At 65.5% G+C, this 19,571-nt stretch carries 19 protein-coding genes; 5 read left to right on the top strand and 14 right to left on the bottom strand.

The annotated features are described in order from the left end of the window. The first annotated feature begins 5 nt into the window (after positions 1–5). Positions 6–638: an RNA 2'-phosphotransferase gene (locus BSG17_RS17705; protein ID WP_089826474.1), complete on the top strand. Its 633-nt coding sequence runs from the start codon at positions 6–8 to the stop codon at positions 636–638. A gap of 33 nt (positions 639–671) precedes the next feature. On the opposite strand, the gene BSG17_RS17700 is transcribed toward BSG17_RS17705, so the two are convergent. Next, a complete protein-coding gene (locus BSG17_RS17700; RefSeq protein WP_089826473.1) occupies positions 672–1,103 on the bottom strand; it encodes a hypothetical protein in 432 nt (143 codons plus the stop codon). A gap of 91 nt (positions 1,104–1,194) precedes the next feature. Next, entirely contained in the window at positions 1,195–2,073 is an 879-nt protein-coding gene (locus tag BSG17_RS17695) for a universal stress protein (RefSeq protein WP_089826471.1), read from the bottom strand. A gap of 191 nt (positions 2,074–2,264) precedes the next feature. Between BSG17_RS17695 and BSG17_RS27135 the strand changes: the two genes are divergently transcribed. Continuing rightward, a complete protein-coding gene (locus BSG17_RS27135; RefSeq protein ID WP_170864852.1) occupies positions 2,265–2,414 on the top strand; it encodes a hypothetical protein in 150 nt (49 codons plus the stop codon). A 64-nt stretch (positions 2,415–2,478) separates the two neighbouring features. On the opposite strand, the gene BSG17_RS17690 is transcribed toward BSG17_RS27135, so the two are convergent. Next, positions 2,479–2,760: a hypothetical protein gene (locus BSG17_RS17690; RefSeq protein WP_089826470.1), complete on the bottom strand. Its 282-nt coding sequence runs from the start codon at positions 2,758–2,760 to the stop codon at positions 2,479–2,481. 151 nt (positions 2,761–2,911) lie between these two features. Here BSG17_RS17690 and BSG17_RS17685 point away from each other — a divergent pair, with 151 nt between their 5' ends. Continuing rightward, a complete protein-coding gene (locus BSG17_RS17685) occupies positions 2,912–3,289 on the top strand; it encodes a hypothetical protein (protein WP_089826468.1) in 378 nt (125 codons plus the stop codon). Between the two features lie 147 nt (positions 3,290–3,436). Here BSG17_RS17685 and BSG17_RS17680 read toward each other — a convergent pair whose 3' ends face one another. The 11 genes from BSG17_RS17680 to BSG17_RS17630 all read right to left on the bottom strand — a co-directional run bounded on the left by BSG17_RS17680 (position 3,437) and on the right by BSG17_RS17630 (position 14,586). Continuing rightward, positions 3,437–3,643 carry a hypothetical protein gene (locus BSG17_RS17680; protein WP_089826466.1) on the bottom strand — a complete coding sequence of 69 codons (207 nt, stop codon included), beginning with the start codon at positions 3,641–3,643 and terminating at the stop codon, positions 3,437–3,439. Between the two features lie 68 nt (positions 3,644–3,711). Beyond that, positions 3,712–4,281: a hypothetical protein gene (locus BSG17_RS17675; RefSeq protein WP_139246683.1), complete on the bottom strand. Its 570-nt coding sequence runs from the start codon at positions 4,279–4,281 to the stop codon at positions 3,712–3,714. 2 nt (positions 4,282–4,283) lie between these two features. Beyond that, entirely contained in the window at positions 4,284–4,793 is a 510-nt protein-coding gene (locus tag BSG17_RS17670; protein WP_139246682.1) for a metal-dependent hydrolase, read from the bottom strand. Between the two features lie 85 nt (positions 4,794–4,878). Then, positions 4,879–5,280 (bottom strand): DoxX family protein, encoded by a 402-nt coding sequence (locus BSG17_RS17665; protein ID WP_089826547.1) that lies wholly within the window; start codon positions 5,278–5,280, stop codon positions 4,879–4,881. 272 nt (positions 5,281–5,552) lie between these two features. Continuing rightward, the gene (locus BSG17_RS17660) at positions 5,553–5,801 is read right to left on the bottom strand and encodes a DUF8119 family protein (RefSeq protein WP_089826461.1); all 249 of its coding nucleotides are present in this window, start codon (positions 5,799–5,801) and stop codon (positions 5,553–5,555) included. A 1-nt stretch (position 5,802) separates the two neighbouring features. After that, positions 5,803–6,261 (bottom strand): universal stress protein, encoded by a 459-nt coding sequence (locus BSG17_RS17655; RefSeq protein ID WP_089826459.1) that lies wholly within the window; start codon positions 6,259–6,261, stop codon positions 5,803–5,805. A gap of 2 nt (positions 6,262–6,263) precedes the next feature. Beyond that, on the bottom strand, positions 6,264–7,946 hold the full coding sequence (locus BSG17_RS17650; protein ID WP_089826457.1) for a sodium:solute symporter family transporter: 1,683 nt from the start codon (positions 7,944–7,946) through the stop codon (positions 6,264–6,266). Beyond that, positions 7,943–8,401: a DUF4212 domain-containing protein gene (locus tag BSG17_RS17645; protein ID WP_089826455.1), complete on the bottom strand. Its 459-nt coding sequence runs from the start codon at positions 8,399–8,401 to the stop codon at positions 7,943–7,945. Before BSG17_RS17645 ends, BSG17_RS17650 begins: the two co-directional genes overlap by 4 nt. A 59-nt stretch (positions 8,402–8,460) precedes the next feature. Next, complete coding sequence (acs, locus tag BSG17_RS17640; protein ID WP_089826453.1) at positions 8,461–10,452, bottom strand: acetate--CoA ligase; 1,992 nt, start codon at positions 10,450–10,452, stop codon at positions 8,461–8,463. Between the two features lie 231 nt (positions 10,453–10,683). Next, positions 10,684–12,492 carry a bacterio-opsin activator domain-containing protein gene (locus BSG17_RS17635; protein WP_089826451.1) on the bottom strand — a complete coding sequence of 603 codons (1,809 nt, stop codon included), beginning with the start codon at positions 12,490–12,492 and terminating at the stop codon, positions 10,684–10,686. Between the two features lie 138 nt (positions 12,493–12,630). Beyond that, positions 12,631–14,586 carry an acetate--CoA ligase gene (locus BSG17_RS17630; protein ID WP_089826450.1) on the bottom strand — a complete coding sequence of 652 codons (1,956 nt, stop codon included), beginning with the start codon at positions 14,584–14,586 and terminating at the stop codon, positions 12,631–12,633. Positions 14,587–14,865: 279 nt separating this feature from the next. Here BSG17_RS17630 and BSG17_RS17625 point away from each other — a divergent pair, with 279 nt between their 5' ends. Both BSG17_RS17625 and BSG17_RS17620 read left to right on the top strand, forming a co-directional pair. Further along, positions 14,866–18,564, top strand: coding sequence for a glycoside hydrolase family 97 N-terminal domain-containing protein (locus BSG17_RS17625; protein WP_089826448.1), 3,699 nt, complete (start codon positions 14,866–14,868; stop codon positions 18,562–18,564). A 306-nt stretch (positions 18,565–18,870) separates the two neighbouring features. Continuing rightward, positions 18,871–19,521 carry a helix-turn-helix domain-containing protein gene (locus BSG17_RS17620; protein ID WP_089826446.1) on the top strand — a complete coding sequence of 217 codons (651 nt, stop codon included), beginning with the start codon at positions 18,871–18,873 and terminating at the stop codon, positions 19,519–19,521. The last annotated feature ends 50 nt before the right edge of the window (positions 19,522–19,571 follow it).

The raw sequence follows: 19,571 nt of genomic DNA, 5'->3' as shown, positions 1-19,571 counted from the left end.
TCGGTGTGATCAGGGCCTGTGACAACCACGGCTACTTCGCGGGAGAGTCGTGTCCGGAGTGCGACGCTGCGGGCGCGGACGTCCTCGGCGACGACCGACGCGTCCGCCTCTCGAAGTTCGCGAGCGGTGCGCTCCGTCACTTCCCCGACGATGCCGGCCTCTCGCCCGACGGACACGGCTGGGTCGACTACGACGCGCTCGTCGACGCCGTGACGCGGAAGTACTCGTGGGCCGAGCGCGAGCACGTCGACGGGGTCGTCGCTACCGACCCGAAGGGGCGGTTCGAACGGCGATCGAGTCGCATCCGAGCGGCCTACGGCCACTCGATCGACGTGACGCTCGAACCGACCGAGTCGGCGGTCCCATCGCAGTTGTACCACGGGACGGCGCGCCGAAACATCGAGTCGATCCGAGAGACGGGACTCCGACCGATGGGACGCCAACGGGTGCATCTCTCGACGACGCGCGAAGAAGCACGTACCGTCGGGAGACGGCACGACGACGACCCGGTCGTGGTCGTCGTCGACGCGGACGCGATGGTCGCAAACGGATTCGGCGTCGACGAGCGAGGCCCCGAGACGTACACCGTCGACCACGTGCCGCCACGGTATCTCTCGGTCGAGTCCCGCCCCGAATGAGTCGGTCGACGCCGTCGCCCGTTCGCAGTTCGATTAGGATTCGGTCGGCTGTTCGTTGCTGCTGTGTTCGACGTAGTCGTCGATGGCTCCTTGGAGCTCCGGTCCCGGCGACTCCTCGTCCAGTTCGACGAGCGTCTCGACGACCGCCTCGACGTCGACGTTCTCCGTCGCGGCCCGGAACGTCTCGGCGGCGATCCGACTGCCGATCTCGCTCCCGAGTGCCCGTTTGGCGACGCCGACCGTCCCGTCGCTGTCGACGACGTACTGGGCGATCGCACGTCCGAGCGGTCGACCGATCGCCCCCGCGAGTCGGTCGACGTCGACCGCGTCGACCGCCGGTTCGTCGGCCAGGAGTGCCTCGAAGTCGACCGCTGCGAACACCTCTCTTGCGACCTCCGAGGCGAAGAGCACTTCCAGTCCCTGTTCGATACGTTCGAGCCGTCTGTCGTCTGAAGTGTCTGTCATGGTGAGTAGCGTTCGACAGGAGTTCTACTCGTGACTGCGCCCCGCCACGGAGATAGGGCTGTGGCTTTCGCTTGCAAGGAGTCTCGAACGCTCACTCCTCGTCGTCGGGTGCGTCGCGAACCGTCAACACTGGCACCGGCGCACTGCGAACGAGTTTCTCGGTGACGCTCCCCAGCATGTATCGGTCGAACCCGGTCCGTCCGTGTGTTCCGACGACGACGACGTCGATGTCGTGTTCGTCGACGTACGAGAGGATCGCCCGGTGGATCGACGTGTCGATCTCGACGGACTTCGTGATCGAGTCGACGCCCGCGTCGGTCGCCACCGTCCCCGCTTCGTCGACGGCCTCCTGGGCGCCCTCCTCGAAGGCGTCGATCTGGATGTCCGCCCGGACGTCGACGCCGAGGCTGGTGACGGCGACGACGGACAGCAGGTGGAGTGTCGCGTCGTCGAGGGCTGCGAGGTCGGCCCCGAGCGTCAGCGCGGCGGTCGCACAGTCGCTGCCGTCGGTCGGGACAAGCAGGTCGTGGTACGGGTACGTCGGGTCGGCGTCGGGGCCGATGGTGAGGACGGGGACGTCCGAGTGTCTGACCACGCGCTCGGTGGTGCTGCCGAGCAAGAGACGACTGAGGCCGCTGCGACCCTGGGTCGGCATGACGACGAGGCCGACGTCCTGCGCCGTTGCGTAGTCGACGATGGTCTGATACGGTTCACCCTGTTCGACGGTCGTAACCGTCTCGACGCCGCGGTCGCTCGCTCGTTCGGCGGCCTCGTCGACGACCCCTGTCCCCGACTCCTCGAGCGCGTCGACGACGTCGCCGCGGACGTTCGTCACGCTGTCGCGAGTCGTGTCGGCCACGTTGAGGACGTGCAGGGTCGCGTCGTGAGCCGCTGCGATATCGATCGCGTGGTCAAGTGCACGCGCAGTTCCGTCGCTGCCGTCGGTGGGAAAGAGGATGTCGGTGAACACGTCTCACACATCGACGCGTCGATACAAAAAGGAGGGGCGTCGACACGCCGTCTGTCTCTCGAGTACCACCAAGCGCTCAGGTTCCCGTCAGAGCACGACACTACCCCGTCGGAACGATGGTCGGTGACGCTAACCTAATCAGTTTGGCGACGCGTTCAGGTTCCGACGGTGCGTCAGAGACAGTACTGATTATGGCCGACCCACCTGAGGCCCACCGTCAGATCGAATACCATCTCCGCCAAGCGTTTCTGCGTGCGGAGTCGGAGACCACGAAGTTCCACGTCCGAAAGGTCGCGTCGTTGTTGGAAGAAGACGAGGGATTCGAGAGACTCCTCGAGTGAGGCGCTCGGCACGCTTCGTCACCGCTCGACGCTCACGCCGCCCCGCTCGACGAACGTCCGAGTCTCACTCTCTAAGCGACAGCGAGAGCCGTCCCGCTCGCCACTCCCACGCGACGACGAACAGTTCCCAGAGCAGGAACCAACTGATCGCGAGGGCGAACACCAACATCGTCGTCGCTAGCACGCCGAAGTTCATCGCGACGCCGACGAGAAGCGAGTACGTAGCGAACGCGAACAGTCCGACCACGACCAACGCGACGCTCCCGCAGATGTAGTGTTCCCGCGCCGGAACCGTCCGTCGTCTCGGTTCGGGGTCGGTGAGCGATCCTCCTTCCGGATGGAACATAGTTGTATGTTAACGTGTGTCGATATAGTCGTTGTGTATGGTTACTCGGGACCTGCCAACGACGGCAACCTCGAGTTCGTCGGAGGAACGGTTCTCTTTCCGTCGTTCGGGGGGACGGAATATTGATATATCCCCGTGAAAGAAGCTGGGTATGGTCCCTCCGTACGTCAAACGTGAACTCTCGGTCTACGGCGGCGTCGTCGCCGCCGTCGTCGTCGCGGTCGCGGTCGGCGCGAGTTACCTCGCGGCGTTCCCGGTCCGGTACGTGCTGTTACCCCTCCTCATCGGGACACTCTTCGTCGGTGGCATCCTCGCCGGTGCGAGCGACTCCGGGCCGGGGATCGCCGCCGAGGGGAACGTCAGCGGCGAATCCGGTGGCTCGGCGGAGCTCGGTCGCGGCGACTTCACGCCCGGGCGCAGCGAGGAGGGTGTCGTCCCGTCGATTCGCTCGCGTTCGGTCGTCTTCCTCCTGTTCGGCGTCGCGCTCTGGAGCTTCGTCGGGTTGGTCGCGACGGTGGCGCTCGCCTGAGCGAGGAGGGTCACGGACGCCGACACCGTTCTACCGTGAGATCAGCGGATACTCGACGCGAGCGGATCCGACGCCCGGCGTGTAGCCGACGTCGACGCGCCGCTCTTCTCGACGCCTCGGTTCGTCACGTCCCCGAGTGGCTACGCATCACCGGTTGCCGGTGAGGACGAGCAGGAGGCCGAACACGACGCCGAGCGCGATCAAGACCCCACCGGAGAGCGCGTACAGTTCGCCCGAATTGTACTCGAAACGGTGGCCGTACCGCGCGATCCCTGCAGAGAGGAGGAGCGTCACGCCGGAACCGGTCAACACTGTCGCGATGTCGAACCCGGCCGGACTGCCGATGTCGGTCATATCGACCCTTCGCCGCCGTCGTGGATAGTCCTGTGGGCTGTCGCGACCCGTCGGTCGTCACTTCGCGCTCAGTCGCTCTGTCCGGACCCCTGCCACCAGACCTCGTGCGACCCGCTCGATCGCTTCTCTTTGTAGCGGATACGGAACTCGTCGACGGAGACGTCCGCCGGGGTGAGAAACATCACGTCGCCCTCGCGGGATTCGCCGCTGTCGACCTTCCCGCCGATGTACTTCGCGGGGACGCTCTTGTTCCGTCCGGGGTGGAAGACGCGCTCGTTCACGACGCCTTTGAAATTCAGCGTTAACGGAAGTCGGACGGTCCGGTCGGTGGTGTTCACTGTGCGAACCGGGACGACGACCCACTGTTTTCCTTCTCCCGCCTCGGCAGTCTGTTTTTCACCGTCTTCGGTGTACGTGTAGCGGCTCGTCGCACGCGGCGTCTCCAGCGTGAGCCGTACTTGTGGGAGTTCGAACGTCTCGCCGAACGCGAGTCGCTGTCCTCCGGACTGCTTGGCCGCGGTGGTCTTCGTCGGCTGTCCGCCGGGTTTGTTGTCGCCACTGTCGGTCGAAGTTGAGCTACAACCGGCCAGTCCGGTCGTCGCGAGCGCCGCCGTCGTGAGGAACGTTCGTCTGTTCATGATCACCGAAGATACGCTCTGAGTGCGAGGCTACCTTGTGCGACGATGCCGAGCGCGAGCGTCCCGAGGTTCCACAGCTTCGACTTGACGAACGCCACATCGAGGATCACCCGGTCAGTAACGAGCGGGTACAGCGGTTTGAGCGGTGGTGCGATGTCGGGCGTCGTCACCAGATCCGCGACCACGTGGGCCGTCATCCCCGTGAACAGTGCTATCGTCGCGAACGCGTAGACGGCGGCCGTCGACGTGTGCGTGTCGTCGCGGACGAGGAGATAGCCACCCGTGACGACCGCACCGAGCAGCAACGCCGCCGGGACGATGAACACGAAGCTATGCGTCAGTCCGTGGTGTTCGACGAAGAAGTACTGCATCAACACCAGGTCGCCGTCCGGGAACATTCCCATCGACGCCGTCAGCGCGGTGAACGCCAGACTCGCCTTCGCCTCGGAGAAGACGAACCACGCAGGGACGGCAAACAGGAGTGCCATGCCGATGTGGCCAGGGGACTGCACACTGTCCAGTACGTGCCGAACGTTTGAAATACAATGTGGCCGGTCGTCGTCGCCTCCGACACCGAGACGACGGGCCTCGAACCGATCAGTCGGCCCGCGTCGACTCGCGTCCGGTCGACGCGAGCAGTTCGTCGCCGAAGAACGTCCGTTCGAGCGAGAGCGTACCGGGGCCGCTCGCGAGGAGCGACAACCCGAGCAGACACAGCGTGAGCGTCAGTTCGACGCCACCGTCCGACGTGGGGTAACCGCTTGGGAGGTGGACGAGGACGGTCGCGACGAGCATGTTCACCGCGAGCAGCGCCCCGGTCACACGGACGAACAGGCCGACGATCAGTAGCACGCCGCCGACGAGTTCGAGGAGTCCGACGCCCCACGCGACGACGGTCGGAAGCGGGATGCCGAGACTCGCCAGGAACCCGGCGAACCCGGTGATACCCATCGCCTTCGGTCCGGCTCCGAGGACCTTCCCGACGCCGGAGACGACCATCGGGATCGCCAGCGCGAGTCGGACGAGTACCGGCCCCAACCGTGCGCTCTGCTCGCTCGACAGCGAACGTGACACGTGGGTCACCGTCCCCCGGAAGTCGGCAGTCGCTTCTCGATTCTGTACTCGCGTCGACAGTTTTGTTCCATACACTCCAGTGTTACATTAACAGAACCAAATAACAACAGGTAACACGAGGACAACCTGGTGTCGGTCGTGTTGCTGCCCGGGTGCGGTACGGAACGAGAGAACGAGGGAGGCGGCGTGGGTCGCCGCTACCGCGTCGACTGTCGGTCCTTGGCGAGCGACAGCGACGTGAAGAAGCCGTAGTAGGCGACGACGCCCGACGCGAGACAGAGCTGGTAGGCCCAGTTCGGTCCCTGGACGACCTGGAACAGGACGGTGACAACTGTCACCCACGTGAGCGCGAACACGAGGTCGACGACCATCCCGCCGCGGTGCTCGCGGACGTGGTTGCGGACGGTCGCGACGATCCCGCCGTCGGTCGAGTCGGCGTCGGTCATCTCACTCCCTCCGCTCGTCGACGACGAACACCGGGATGTGCGTCGACCGGAGTACGCGTTCGGTGACGCTCCCGAGGAGCGCCCGCCGGACGCCCGACCGGCCGTGACTTCCCATCACGATGACGTCGACCTCGTTGTCTTCGGCGTAGTCGGCGATGACCTTGTGTGGCGTGCCGACGCGCACCTCTTCGTGGACGTCGACGTCGTGTTCGGCGGCCGTCGAGACGACGGTTCCGGTGGCTCTCTCGGCTTTCTCCTGCAGTTCGGTCATCTCACCGAAGTTGCCCTGCGTGATACGGTCGACCTGTTCGGTTCCGAGTCCGAAGCTCACGGCGTCGATGTCGACGACGTACAGCGCGTGCAGTTGCGCGCCGTACTTCGCAGCGAGGTCGACAGCGTGTTCGACGGCGACGTTCGCCGTGTCGCTTCCGTCGGTCGGGATGAGGATGTGTTCGTACATTGTTAGTCGTCCGCGGGCGTTCCGCCACTGTCACTGTTGGCGACGATGTCTTCGGCGGTCTGTTGCTGGCCCATCGGTTCGGGGCTGTGACACTGTCGAACCATCCGCTTGGTCTCCAGCGGCGGCTCCGGCGTCACCAACGAGACGGCGATGGTGACGAGGAAGACCAGGGGCGTCCCGACCAGCGCAGCGCCGATCGGCGGCACGTACTGTGCGTAGATCGGGATGAGCGCCTGTCCGGAGCCACCGGCGAGGTCGGCGAGGAAGCCGACGTAGGCCGGGAGCACGCTGTTGATGATCGACGTGATCCACAGCAGGAGACCGACGGTCATTCCGGCCAGCGCACCCTGTCGGTTGGTGTTCTCCCACCACAGTCCGAGGAAGAACATCGGGAACAGCACGGTGCCTGCGAGCGAGAACGCGTAGGCGACGAGCTCGCCGATGAGCGCTGGCGGGTTGAAGGCGGTGACGGTCACCAGCGCGCCGATGGCGACGATGGTTGCACGACCGATGAGCACCTGCTGACGCTGCGTCGCGTCGGGGTTGATGAGTTCCGAGTAGATGTCGTGTGCGACGGCCGACGACGCCGTGATGAACAGCCCGGCGGTCGTCGCGATCGCCGCCGCCATCCCACCGGCCGCCACGAGACCGACGAACCAGCGGGGGAGGTCGGCGAACTGCGCGGCGAGGACGACGATGACGTCACCCTCCGCGCCGGTCATCGCCTGCTCGCCGCTGAAGACGGCCTCCGGCGAGAGGTTGTTCACCTGCGCGAAGAGGTCGACTCCGAACGCCGCCATCGCGGGTGCGCCCCAGTAGAGAAGCAGGATGAAGAACAGCCCCCAGACGGTCGACCAGCGGGCCGTCCGTTCGCTCTTGACCGTGTAGAACCGCACGAGCACGTGCGGCAGCCCACAGGTCCCGACGATGAGCGAGAACGCCGTCGCGATCCAGACGTAGTAGGTGTTGTTCACGAACGGAGCCGAGAACTCTCGGCTCAGGTCGTTGATGAGCATCCCGTACTCGATCTGCGGGAGGATCGTCGAGTACCCCTGCGTGAAGCCGACGACGTACACGCCCGCGAGGAACGCGACGATGAGGATGACGTACTGGACGGCCATGTTCTTCGTCGCTCCCAGCATGCCCGAGAGCGTGAGGTAGCCGACGGTGAGCGTCATCATCACGACGATCATCGGGATGATGTCGAGCCCGAAGACGTACTGACCGACCAGTCCCATCCCGCGGGCCTGGCCGACCGAGTAGACGTACGCGATGAGCAGCGTCGTGAACGCCGCCAGTGCGCGAGCGGTCGGCGAGTTGAACCGGTCGGCGACGAAGTCCGGTGCCGTGTACTTCCCGAACCGGCGCATCTGTGCGGCCAGGAAGATCAGCAGCACGAAGTAACCAGTGGTCCAGCCGACGATGAACGCGAGTCCGTAGAACCCCGACAAGGCGACGAGGCCTGCCAGTCCGAGATAGGACGCGGCCGACATCCAGTTGGCACCGATGGCCATCCCGTTCTCGATGTTACCGATCCCGCGGCCGGCGACCCACATCCCCTCGGCGTCGGCCACCTTGAAGATGTAGCCGATGACGAGGAACGACGCCATCATCAGGAAGACGATGATCGCCGGCACGAGCTTGAACGAGATGTCGAGCGCCTCGGCCTGGAGCGGAACCGTCATCGGTCGACGCCTCCGTCGGTGGCGGTCGCCTCGCTCAGCTCATCGCTCTCGGCCTCGTCCGTGTCGACGACGCTGTGATCGATACCGTACTTCTCGTCGAGTTTGTCCCGCTGGCGGGCGTAGACGGCCGCCAGGATCAGCGCCCCGGTCGGTGCGCCGAAGGCGACGAGGAAGTAGTGCAGCGGGAAGCCGATGACCGGCATCGTCGTCGTCATCACGCCGGGGGCGAGGAGCGTCGCCGTCACCGGGCCGAAGACGATGAGCGCCCAGATGAGGAAGCTGATCCAGACCATCTTGAGGTGGTCCCGCATGAACGCCGTGCTCGGTTTGAGGAGGTTCACCTCCTCGTCGAGATAGTTCGTGTTTCGATGTGCCTGTGCGGCCTGCGTGAGCGTGCCACCGTCGGTCTCGACCGACGGCTGCTCCTCGGAATCGTGCCTGTGTCTGTCTGTCATAGTTTCGGTTGTCGTGTGTTGTCGTCTGTGTGTCCTATCGAAAAACGGTGGGTCGTCTCTCAGTCGTCGCCGACTTTCGATGCGATGTCCTCGACGACGTCGGGGTTCCGCAGCGTCGACGTGTTGCCGAGGTCGTCGCCGTTGGCGATGTCTTCGAGCAGGCGGCGCATGATCTTCCCCGAGCGCGTCTTGGGGAGCTCGGGGGTGAAGACGACCTGTTCGGGGCGAGCGATCGGGCCGATGGCGTCCTCGACGCCCTCGACGATGCGCTCGCGCATCTCGTCGTCGCCCTCGTAGCCGTCTTCGGTGATGACGTAGGCGTAGACGGCCTCGCCTTTCAGGTCGTGCTGACCGCCGACGACGGCGGCCTCGGCGACGCCCTCGACGCCGACGATCGCCGACTCGATCTCCATCGTCCCCAGTCGGTGACCGGAGACGTTGAGTACGTCGTCGACGCGGCCCAACACGGTGATGTAGCCGTCTTCGTCGATCTTCGCGCCGTCCTCGGGGAAGTACACCCAGTCGTCGGGGTCGTCGCTGTCGACGTCCGAGTACTCCGCCCAGTACTCCTGGATGTACCGCTCGTCGTTGTTGTAGAGCGTCCGGAGCATCCCCGGCCACGGCTTGTTCACCGTGAGATAGCCCGCTCGGCCCGCCTCGACGGGTTCACCTCGCGTGTCGACGATCTCGACGTCGAGTCCGGGGAGCGCCGGACCTGCCGACCCGGGTTTCATGTCTTTGACGCCCGGCAGCGTCGTCACCATCATCCCGCCAGTCTCGGTCTGCCACCACGTGTCGACGATGGGGCACTCCTCGTTGCCGATGTGCTTATAGTACCACTTCCACGCCCGCGGGTTGATCGGTTCGCCGACCGTTCCGAGCAGGCGCAGCGAGGAGAGATCGTGGTCGTCGGGGTACTCCGGACCCCACTTCATGAACGCGCGGATCGCCGTCGGCGCGGTGTACAGCTGATCCGCCTCGTACTCCTCGATGATCTCCCAGAGGCGGTCCTTCTCGGGGTGATCGGGCGTCCCCTCGTACATCATCGTCGTCGTCCCGAGCGAGAGCGGTCCGTAGACGATGTAGGAGTGACCCGTGATCCACCCGATGTCGGCCGAGCAGAAGTAGGTGTCCTCGGGTTTGATGTCGAGGACGGCCTGCGACGTCCACGTCACCCACGAGAGGTAGCCGCCGGTGGTGTGTTTGACCCCCTTCGGCTCCCCGGTCGTCCCCGACGTGTACATCAGGAACAGCATGTCTTCGGCGTCCCGCTGGACCGGTTCGACCTCCGCGCCCTCCTGTTCGGCGACGAGTTCGGCGTAGTCGTGGTGGTTCTCCGCGAGCGAGTGATCGTACACGTCGCCGAGGCGGTCGACGACGACCGTCTCGACGTCGTGGTCGACGCCCGCCAGCCCCTCGTCGGCCTTCTCTTTGTGCTCGAGAGGGTCGCCGCGGCGGTAGTAGCCGTCACAGGTGACGAGATACTCCGAGTCGGCGGCGTTCATCCGGGTCGCGAGCGCCTCCGCGGAGAACCCCGCGAACACCACCGAGTGGGGCGCACCGATGCGCGCACACGCCAGCATGGCGATGGGTAACTCCGGTACCATCGGCATGTACATCGTGACGACGTCGTCCTCGCCGACACCCATCTCGCGGAGCGCCGCCGCGAACTCGTTTACTTCGCGGTGGAGCTCCTCGTAGGTGTAGCTCCGGTCGTCCTCGTCTACCGGTTCGCCGACCCACTCGATGGCGACCTCGTCGCCGCGCTCCTCGAGGTGGCGGTCGAGGCAGTTGTACGAGGCGTTGATCGACCCGCCCGTGAACCACTCGTAGAACGGCGGGTTCGAGTCGTCGAGGACGGTGTCGTACTCGTCGTCCCAGTCGAGAAGGTCGGCTGCCTGCTCCCAGCACGCCGGCCACTCCGCTTCGAACTCGTCGTAGAGCTCCGGGTCGGAGACGTTCGCCTGCTCGACGAACGACGACGACGGTTCGAACCGTTCCTGTTCGGCGAGTCGTGCTTCGAGTTCGACGTCTGGGTCACCCTCTGACATGTGGTACTCTGACAAGCAGTAGAGAGCCCTATAAACATCCCGCCTAACTAGCTAACAATCGTGAAAATCTCTGGATTGGTGCGCTACACGGCCTGATACGCCTGTTTCACCGTTTAGGTCGCTCGTTTGCGACACGGCGACCGGCTCCGAGGGGGGCTAAACAGTTAGTATCGACCCGGCGGTCGACTCGTCGAACCGGCGGTGTCGCGGGAGGAGAGCGAGAGAGTCGTCTCACCGCTCGGAGGCGTCGGCGAACACTGCCGCCAACACCTTCTGTTGGGCTTTGCGCAGGTGGTTGTGGAGGGTCGGCGAGGAGATGTCCATTGAGGCGGCCAACTCCTCTGCGGTGCTTCCGCGTGGCCACTCGAAGTACCCCGACAGGAACGCCGCACGGAGCACCGCCCGCTGTTTCTCGGTCAGCTCCTCGTCGACGACCCGTTCGACGCGTGCGGTCGTCTGGACCGGTTCCTCGATCTCGCGCTTCGAGAGCAGCTGTGCGTCCGAGAAGGTCGCGGTGAACTGTTCGACGATGCCTCTGACGTCGGCGTGCCCGGAGAAGACGCCCGTGACGTGTGCGGTGCCGTCTTCGACCGTGAGCGTGCGGACCGACCCGCCGGTCTCGACCATCGTTGGGACGAGCGCCGTGCCCGAGACGACGAACTCGAGGAGCGCCTCCGACCCGTAGTCACGGATGAGACGGGCGTCGGTCACCTGTTCGGTGTCGTCGACGAACTCGAGGACGTCACCCACGCTGGCATCGCTGACGGTGACGAAGTGGAGGAGCGACCCACCCGACATCGGAACCGCACCTTCGAGTTCGAACCGGCAGTCGAGTCGACTCGAGGCGTCGACGAGTACCGACTCGCGGGCGGTCGTCTGTAGGGTGAGTTCGACGCCCGTGTCGGCCAAGAGGAGCTGTTTGCGCTCGACGGCGACGAGTGTCCGTCCGACTCGACGCCCGACGTCGGCGAGTACGCGACGACTCGGGGCGTCGAACGTCCGATCGGCCACACAGAGGTAGCCGTGGAGCGCATCGCTGGATCGAACGGCGACGACACAGAGCCGCTCGTCCGACGAGCGGTGATCGTCGGCGACCTCGTCGACGACGACCGTCTCGTCGCCGTCGGCGAGCACGTCGAGGACGTCCGTCCCCTCGAGCGTGTTCCGGACCGTCGTCGAGGAGACTGTCCGTCCGCCGGCGCTCTCGCGCAGGTCGCCGTTCTCGCCGCAGAACCAGACGCCGTCGAAGCAGGTTGCCAGCGCCGCACACGCCGCGGTGACGACCTCCGAGCGCGTGGCGGCGTCGTCGAGTCGCTCGCCGAGCTCCTCGATACAGGTCACGAGTTCGTCCGTCCGGCGCGTGAACGCTCGGTCGGGAGCGGTACGCGCGGACGAGGACGCGCCGTCGAGGCTGGTACGCGAGGACGTGCCGTCTCCGTTCGTGAGGCGGTGACGCCGGCTTCCACCGCCTCGAAGACGGTCCTCGGCGGCTGTACACGCCTCGAGGATGTCGTCTTCGGTCGGCCGGTCCAGAAACGCCGCCAGACGGTCGAGGCTGCTCCACCCACCGACCGCCTGCACGATCCGCGGATCGACCCCTTGGTCGACGAGGAGCCGGTACGCGAAGGACTGTCTGAGCTCGCGCGACGACACCGACTGCAGCCGGTCGGTCGTCGTCCGGTCGCTCACCGCCGAGACGAGCATCTGGATCCGCCGTGCACTCACGCCGAAGACGGGGTCAGCGGGGTCGTCGTCGTGGCTGTTCCCGAACTTCTGGAGGTCGTGTGCGACGTCCCGCGGGACGTACGCCGTCCGCGTCTCCCCTTCGTCGTCTTCGCGGACAGTCAACAGGTAGTGCGGTCGTCCGTCGCGTCGATACTGCTGGAGATCGGCGAGTCGTAGTCGGGCGATCTCCGCCGGTCGGAGTCCGACGCGCCCGGCGAGCGCCACCACGAGATCCTCTCGGTAGGTCTCGGTCACGTGTCGGAACTGGTCGAACTCCGCCGGTGTGAGGACCGCTCGTCTCGCGGAGGCAGCCATGTCTATTTCGCTTTCTTCGAAGAACACGAAAAAGACTTCGGCTTGTTACACCGACGAACAGTCGGAATCAGATGGCTCACGATGCGCACTCGGGGCGAGCGGAGAAGAATAGCTTCGCTATTTCGATCTTTAGCGAAATCAGTCGTCTACGAGTGATTCGAGCTCGCCGACGACCTCCGGGTTTCGGAGGGCGCTCGTGTCGCCGGGGTCCTCCCCGTTCGCGATCGCTTCGAGGTAACGTCGGAGGATCTTCCCCGAACGCGTCTTGGGGAGTGCGCTCGTGAACGTGATCTCCGTCGGGACGGCGACGGGGCCGATAGCGTCCTCGACGCCCTCCCGCACCCGTGTCCGGAGGTCGTCGGCGGCGGCGACGTTCGCTTCTGGGCTGACATAGGCGTGGACGGTCGACCCCCGCAGCTCGTCGTCGCCGCCGACGACGGCGGCCTCCGCGATGCCGTCGATGGCGACGATAGCCGACTCGATCTCCGTCGTCCCGAGGCGCTTGCCGGAGACGTTGAGCACGTCGTCGAGCCGGCCGAGAAGGCTGACGTAGCCGTCGTCGTGTCGCATCGCGCTGTCGCCGGTCGCGTAGCGCCAGCGGTCGATACTCTCTGTCAGGTGTATCGATTGCGCCCACTCAGTGCCCTCACAGAGCGACTTCGGCTGTCCCGGCCACGGTTTCGTCACGACCAACTGTCCCGTCTCGCCGTCCGGCAGCTCCTCGCCGAGTCCGTTGACCACCGCTAGTTCGACGCCGGGGAGCGGTCGCCCGACGACCCCGGGCCGCATCGCGTCGACTGCGGGTAGCGTCGACAGCATCATGCCGCCGGTCTCGGTCTGCCACCACGTGTCGACGATGGGGCACTCCTCGTTGCCGATGTGCTTGTAGTACCACTTCCACGCCGTCTCGTCGATCGGTTCGCCGACCGTCCCGAGCAGGCGCAGCGAGGAGAGGTCGTAGTCTGCGAGGTGGTCCGCTCCCCACTTCATGAACGCGCGGATCGCAGTCGGTGCCGTGTAGAAGACGTCGACGGCGTTACGTTCGATGATCTTCCAGAACCGATCTTTCTCCGGTTGGTCGGGCGTCCCCTCGTAGAGGACGGTCGTCGCGCCGAGCGCGAGTGGGCCGTACACGACGTAAGAGTGGCCCGTGATCCAGCCGATATCGGCGGTACACCAGTGAGTGTCCCGCGGTTCGAGATCCAACACGGCGTGGCTCGTCCACGCGACGTGCGACAGATACCCACCCGTCGTGTGGCGGACCTGCGTCGGTTCGCCCGTCGTCCCCGAGGTGTAGATGTAGAACAGGAGGTCGTCGGCCGCGCGCTCGACCGGGTCGACGGTCTCGCCGTCGTGGGCCGCGAGCAGGTCGCAGTACCGTCGGTGGTCGCCGAGATACCGCTCGTCGCCGAGGCGGTCGACCACCACCTGGGTCGTTTCGTAGGAAACCGAGAGACAGGCGTTGTCGACCTTGCTCAGCAGGTCGACGGCGTTACCGCGGCGGTAGTAGCCGTCGCAGGTGACGACCACGTCCGACTCCGCGCGCTCCATCCGAGTCGCGAGCGCGTCCGCGGAGAACCCGGCGAACACCACCGAGTGGGGTGCGCCGATGCGCGCACACGCCAGCATCGCCACGACCAACTCGGGAATGACCGGCATGAACAGCGTGACGACGTCGTCTGCCTCGACCTCGAGGTCGCGCAGTCCGGCCGCGAAGGCGTTGACGTCCCGATGCAGTTCCCGATACGTCTTCGTCCGGGTCTCGCCGAGTTTCCCCTCCCACTGTATCGCCGTCTGGTCCCCGCGCCCGGCGTCGACGTGGCGGTCCAGACAGTTCTCCGACGCGTTGAGACGGCCGCCGGGGAACCATCGGACGCCGTCGCTGTCGCCGCCGTCGTCGAGCACCGACTCGGGGGACTGCGTCCACGTCAGCAGGTCGGCAGCACGTCGCCAACAGTCCGGCCACTCCGCGTCGAACGTCTCGTAGACGGTCGGGTCGGTGACGTTCGCCTGCTCGACGAACGATGGTGGAGGGGCGATCCGGTCGTCCATCCGCGACTGACCCGTCGCGATCTCGTTCCTCCCGTCGCTCATTCGTGGTTGGACTTTGGCAAGGGTTCCCAAAGTTGTTTGCCCCGAACCGTTCGTTCGACGAGGCGAATGGGTAGGGGTGGCTTCGGTCTGTACTTCTCTCGAAAGGAACCTCTTCAACACCCCTAAACGCCGATCTTCACTTGCAGAGATGATGTGTCTCGAAACACTACTGAGAGAGGATTCACGTTCTCTCCAGTCGCTCGAGTTCCTTTCTCTCTGACACGACGTTCTCTCAACTACCCACTAGATTTAATACCGTGCTATCAATTGTCGTTCGTAATGGTTGATGAACAAAGTAATCGTTCGTTAGCAAACCTCGATCGACGGACGTTCGTGAGCGGGTTGGCTTCGTTGGCCGCAGCCTCCACCTTCTCGCTGAACGTCGCCGCCGAGACGGCCACACAGGTGACGACGGGTGACGACTCGGCCGTCCAGACGCTCACGTCACCGGACGGCTGCGTCGAGGTGACCGTCGACGTCGCCGACGGCGTCCCGATGTATCGCGTCGCTTACGACGGGCGGACCGTCGTCGACGACTCCGCGCTCGGCTTCGAGTTCCAACGTCAGGCGCCGTTCGAGGCGGACGTGACGGTCACCGGCACCGAGCGAACCGGTGTCGACGAGACGTGGACGCCGGTCTGGGACCAGTACGACGAGATCCGCGAACACTACGAGGCGCTCCGCGTCGGCCTTCGCGAGTCCGGGGGCGCGGAGCGTGCGCTCACGCTCGAACTGCGCGCGTTCGACGACGGTGTCGGGTTCCGGTACGTCTTCCCCGAAGAGAGCGGGTTCGGGGACTTCACGATCAGTTCCGAACGCACCGAGTTCGCGTTCGCGGGCGACTACACCTCTTGGTGGATCCAGAACGACTTCAACAGCTACGAGTACGAGTACACCGAGTCGCCGCTGAGCGAGGTCGGACAGCTGAGTCCGTTCGGCGGTGCACACACCCCGATGACGATGAAGGCCGCCGAGGACTGCTACGTGAGCGTCCACGAGGCGGACCTCGTCGACTACGCGGCGATGGGCGTCGAACCCGTTTCGACGGGGTCGACCACCTTCGAGTCGACGCTGGCACCGCTGCCGGACGGGACGAAAGTGACGGCGTCGGCACCGCATCGGACGCCGTGGCGGACGCTCCAGGTGGCCGACTCGCCGGGCGGGCTCGTCGAGTCGAGTCTCGTCGTTAACCTCAACGAACCGCGCGACTCCGCGGAGTTCCCGCAGGGAACCGACTGGATCGAACCCCAGAAGTTCCTCGGCGTCTGGTGGCTGATGATCACGGGGCGCGCCGACTGGGAGTACACGGGGGCGGAGTCGGGCAACCACGGCGCACAGACCGGGCGAATGAAGCGCTACATGGAGTTCGCCAGCGAGCACGGCATCCCGAGCGTGCTCGTCGAGGGGTGGAACGAAGGGTGGAGCTCCTATCCCGGCGACGGGAGTACGATGGACTTCGACGACACCTACCCGGACTTCGACATCGAGGAGGTGACCGAGTTCGGCCGCCGACTCGACCCGCCGGTAGAGATGACGGCCCACAACGAGACCGCCGGAAACGTCTCGAACTACGAGTCGCAGTTGGACGACTCCCCGAACCCCTTCGCCGACTACGACGACCTCGGCATCCGCTCGATCAAGACCGGTTACGTCGCCGACAGCGGCGTCTCCATCGACGGGACAACGTACAACCACCACTGTCAGCCGCTGGTCAACCACCACTACCTCGTCTATCGCGAGGCGGCCAAACACCGACAGATGCTGGAAGTGCACGAACCGATCAAACCGACCGGCGAACGGCGGAGCTACCCCAACGTGATGACCCGCGAGGGCGTGCTCGGCCAGGAGTACGACTCCTTCGGGACGGTCAGCCCCTCGCACCACGTGACGTTCCCCTTTACGCGGATGCTGGGCGGCCCCGTCGAGTACACGCCGGGTATCTTCGACATGGACTCGGGATCCGGCGGCATCGAGACGACGCGCGCGAAACAGCTCGCGATGTACCCGACCTACTTCAGCGGCCTGCAGATGGTCGCGGACCTCCCGAGTTCCTACCTCGCGGAGCAGGACGCCGAGGCCGGCGTCGGCGAGGTGATGCAGGCCGAGTTCGCCGACCGCGACGGACTCGCGCGGTCGGCGACGTGGGCGAACGCACAGGGCGGGCGGTACGTCGAGTTCGACCCCAACACCGTCGAGACGGGGTCGAGTCTCTCGTGGACGGTCTCGGACGTCGCCGAGGCGGGCGACTACGACCTGCAGTTACGGTACGCCAGCGACAGCGAGAACAACGCTGTCCCGGCAGACACACCGCGGACGGTCACCGTCGCCGTCGACGGTGAGCAGCGCACTCGACTCACGCTCTCGCCGACCGACTACTGGGACGAGTGGACGACCGCCGCCACGACCGTCTCGCTCGACGCCGGAAACACCGACGTCACGTTGACGCTGACCGACGACGACACGGGTGGCTTCAACCTTGACTCGGTGGCGCTGACGCCCGTCGGCGAGTCGATGCCGACGCCCGCGACGGAGCCGACTCGGGGACCGACGGTGCCCGCCTTCGAGTTCGTCGAGGACGTCCCGGCCGCCGGCTGGGACGATACGACGGTACTCGATGCCGAGATCGGCGGCTACATGGTCACCGCGCGCCGGAAGGACGACGTCTGGTACGTCGGCGCGATGACCGACGAGAACGGTCGTGCGCTGGACGTCCCGCTCGACTTCTTGCGTCCGGGCGGGAACGGAGCGAACGGAGACGCCGAGCGATCGAACGGCGTACCGGGCAACGGTCGCGAGCCGAAAGGGCCGAAGTACGTCGCCGAGATCTACTCGGACGGCGTCGACGCCTCGTTCGACGAGAACCTCACCGACGTCCGTATCGACGAGGTGCTCGTCGACCCGAGTACGACGATCCTCGCGTCGATGGTCGAATCCGGCGGGACGGCGATCAGACTCCGGCGAGCGACGGGGACAGAGATCGCCGAACTGCCGACCTACGAGCGACCGACGCAGGAGCTCTCCGTCGACGTCGACGACGAGGCGTTCGTCAAAGAGCAGTTCGTCACGGCCACCGGGTCGAACGACAGCGATTACGTCGGCGGGACGACGGTCGAGCTACTCCTCGATGGAGAGCTGTCGGCGACGACGAACGTCCGCTTCCCGCCGAACACGACCGAGCAGTCGGTCACGCTCTCGTACGCCATCGACGACCCGGGGACGTACGATCTGACCGTCCGGACGGCAGACGGGACGACGCTGGCGACCGAGACGGTGACAATCGAGCCGCCGGTGACTGTCGCCTCCGTCGCCGACCCGCAGGGCGACGACGACGGCCCCGGCACGTACACCTACCCGACGAACGAGGCGTTCCGGCCCGGCGCGTTCGACCTCCAGTCGTTCACCGTCGCGCAGACGCCGAGTCTCTACGAGTTCACGTTCGAGGTCGAGACGCTCTACAACGCCTTCGGGAGTGGCCGCGGCTTCTCGCCGCAGCTGTTCGTCGTCTGGGTTCGCGATCCGTCGAAGGACGGCGGCAGCACCGCAAGCCTCGACGATCTCGGGGCAAACGTCGACTTCGAGCGGCCGTGGCACTACCGCCTCGAGATCAGCGGGTTCACCAAGAGTGCGGTGACGTCGAGCGGTGCGCCGCTCACCAGAGACGACGGCTCTGCCGTGTCCGTCGCCGAGAGCGTCGACACGTCGGCCGGAACCGTGACGATGAGCCTCGACCGCGGGGCGTTCGACGGCGTCGACGCCGCCGACCTCGAGGTCGTCGCGATGGTCCAGTCGGAGGACCGCGGCAGTCTGCGACCGGTCGCCGAATCCAACGCCGGCTACGTCTTCGGCGGCGCGAAGGCCGGCGCGGTCGACCAGGCGCCGCTCGTCATGGATCTCGTCACGCCCGACGGCGTCTCACAGGCCGACACACTGGCCTACACAAGTGGTCAGCGGGCGACGCTCCCGTTCCGTCCGCTGTAGGCGCCCGACTCCCCCGATCGACGGTGGGCGCGATAGCGCCTGTCTCGGGCAGGGGTCCGTGAAATAGCTGTTGGCTAATAAATTTTTACCCGTAGATATTCTCCGAGTACGCATGTGTACGATGGCTACCTTTGAAGACGGAACCCGAAGCGGATGGTGGTCGTGGCGTACAGGAGTCGGCGGTCATCGTTCCCATGAGCAACCGGGTGACGATCTCGAAACGGAGGTCGGAACAGACAGACGTCACCTCCCGGACCGTTCGACTCCGATCGACTGTTCTCACCTGTCTCCAGAGGAGTGTAACCCGTGAGCGTCGTCCTCGCCGAGATTTCGGTTCCGAGTGACTCCTTTCAGCTCGGAGAAGTTCTCAACGACTACCGACCCGTCCGAATCGAGTTGACACAACTCGTTCCGACGGGTGAGATGCTAGCACCCTACTTCTGGGCAGAGGCGGAGGACTACGCTGCGTTTGAGGAGTCGGTGCGTCGCGATCCTCGGGTCGGGCGCCTCAGAGAGGTCGATGTCGGCCCCGACAAGCGACTCTATCACATCGAGTGGGCCGATACGCTGGACAGCGACGGGTTCCTCCAAGCGCTTCGCAGTCACGACGTCATCGTCGAGTCGGCCGTCGGAACCGACGACACGTGGCAGTTCAGGTTACGGGCCGCTACCCACGAGTCGCTCGCGTCGTTCCAACAGGCGTGTACCGACAGTGAACTGCCGCTGACCGTTCACCGCGTCAGCGAACCGGCGTCGGACGCCTACGATTTGGACGGTCTCACCTCGAGCCAGCGAGAGGCGCTCGTCGTGGCGAGCAGACGTGGGTACTTCGAGACCCCGAGCAGAGTCTCGCTCAAGGAGATCGGCGACGAGTTGGGGATCACGCCGCAAGCCGCCTCGAAACGCATCCGTGGTGGTGTCGAAACACTCGTCACGAACGCCGTGTCTGTCGACTGACCGAACGTCATATCGTCTTTACGTAAAAACACGTAGCCACGTCAACCACG

Source organism: Halogranum amylolyticum, assembly GCF_900110465.1.
GTDB classification, from domain to species: Archaea; Halobacteriota; Halobacteria; order Halobacteriales; family Haloferacaceae; genus Halogranum; species Halogranum amylolyticum.
Note: the sequence above shows the minus strand (reverse complement) of the source record. Positions and strands in the feature narration are given on the sequence as shown.